The sequence below is a fragment of the Bacillus sp. AFS001701 genome (assembly GCF_002559405.1).
Taxonomy (GTDB): Bacteria; Bacillota; Bacilli; order Bacillales; family Bacillaceae_G; genus Gottfriedia.
Genome location: NZ_NTZO01000506.1, coordinates 1 through 2055, shown reverse-complemented (window position 1 = coordinate 2055; position 2055 = coordinate 1). Strand labels below are relative to the sequence as shown.

The following is a 2055-nucleotide window of genomic DNA, read 5'->3' as shown; positions in this document are numbered from 1 at the left end:
GGTAGAGACAATTTTTAAATAATATAATGGATCGAATAAATTTGCAAAATTAAAGTTCTCAAAAGAGGACTTTTTCTTTTTAATTTACATTTTGGGGGTAGCAATGAGTCATTCAACTAAATTACCTTTTGAGGTAGGAAAGCAAGACCAATTCATTGAAAAGTTAGGGGAATGGATTGGGGACGTTTTTTACGATTTATTACCAGACGCAGGCTATGAATTAAGAGATGAGCAAATCTTTATGGCTTATCAGGTTGAAAGAGCGTTTAAAGAAAAGAAAGTTATTTTTGCTGAAGCAGGTGTTGGTACAGGTAAAACGTTTGTCTATTTGCTATATTGTTTATGCTATGCAAGATATACAGGTAAGCCAGCTATTATCGCATGTGCTGATGAATCTTTAATTGAACAGCTAGTAAAGAAAAATGGGGACATTGAAAAATTATCGAATGCTTTAAATTTGTCAATTGATGTTAGATTAGCAAAATCAACTACAAATTATTTATGTTTAAAGAAATTGGATTTGCAACGTTCAGAAATTGATGTATCGGATGCTGTTTTAGGTGTTTATGAAAATTTACCAAGCTTTGTAAATGATTATGGAACACTCCAAAAATTTACTCCATATGGAGACCGTACTGAATATAAAGACTTAACAGATGAAGAATGGGATACAATTTCATATGATTATTTCCAGGATTGTTCTACTTGTGAACAAAGACATAGATGTGGACAAACTCTTTCAAGAGAACATTATCGAAAAGCAACTGACCTAATTGTATGTTCACAAGAATTTTATATGGAGCATATTTGGACGGTAGAATCTAGAAAACGTGAAGGTCAATTGCCATTACTACCGAATCCAAGCTGTGTAGTATTTGATGAAGGACATTTACTTGAATTTGCAAGTCAAAAATCGTTAACATATCGTCTGCAACAAGAGACATTAAATACATTTTTATCATTTTTAATGCAATCTGGTACGCGTGAAAGCTTCCAACAATTACTAGAAGATACATTAGAAACGTACGATCAATTCTTTTATGAATTAGATAATAATTCTGAAGAAGTTGAAGGATCTAGACGTTTTAAACTGAATATGAATGAAAGATTAATTAAGTTAGCAAGGAGATTAAAGTCCCAAATTAGTAGCATTGGTGATGAATTAGTCTTTGAAAGTGAAATGTACACGATTGATGAATATCAGTTAAACATTGTTGATGAGCATTTAGATGATGTTGAGCGTTGCTTAAATTTATTTATTAATGAAATTACAGCGATTCAATGGATTGAGTATAATCAAAATGAATTAACATTAGTCATCATGCCAAAGGCTGTAAATGAGCTTTTACAAGAAAAAGTATTTAATCAAAAAATGCCGATTGTATTTTCATCTGCAACTCTTTCTCAAAATAGTTCTTTTGATTATATCGCAGGTAGTTTAGGGATAAAAGATTATTTATCCTTTTCGGTCAATTCTCCGTTTGATTATGATGAACAAATGAAAATAGAGTTAAATCAAGTTGACCCAACCAAAAATGAGGAAAAAAATGAAAAGATTATTGAGAAGTTAAAGGATAATAACGGAAGTACATTAATTCTCTTCAATTCAACTCAAGAAATGAAAAAATTTAAACTGCAAGTTGAAAAAGAAAAATTGGACTTCAATTTATACTTTGAAGGTGAAGAAGAAATTAGTTCGATTGTACAAAAATTCCAAGAAGACATTAACGCGTCCTTATGTGCTGTTCATTTATGGGAAGGATTAGATATTCAAGGAATGTCACTAAGTCAAGTGATTATTCATGCACTACCATTCCCGCCAAATGATCCTGTATTCCAATCAAAACGTCAAAATGCACAAAACCCTTACTTCGAGATTGATGAGCCGTATATGTTATTAAGATTACGCCAAGGTATTGGACGACTAATCCGTAGTCATGAAGATAAAGGAAAAATCGTTTTATTTATTGAGAATGATCTAAACAACGAAACGAAAGAAAAAATCTTAAGCAGTTTGCCTGTTAATCCATCATAAAAAGCTAGCATTCGCTAGCT

The 2055-nt window shown here is 31.5% G+C and carries 1 protein-coding gene; it reads left to right on the top strand.

What is annotated here, in order from left to right; all coding sequences use genetic code 11:
- The first annotated feature begins 103 nt into the window (after positions 1–103).
- Entirely contained in the window at positions 104–2035 is a 1932-nt protein-coding gene (locus tag CN514_RS21750) for an ATP-dependent DNA helicase (protein ID WP_098234367.1), read from the top strand.
- Positions 2036–2055 lie beyond the last annotated feature (20 nt).

Coding starts and splice junctions, on each gene's coding strand:
- CN514_RS21750 (WP_098234367.1), top strand. CDS start 104: ATGAGTCATTCAACTAAATTACCTTTTGAGGTAGGAAAGCAAGACCAA.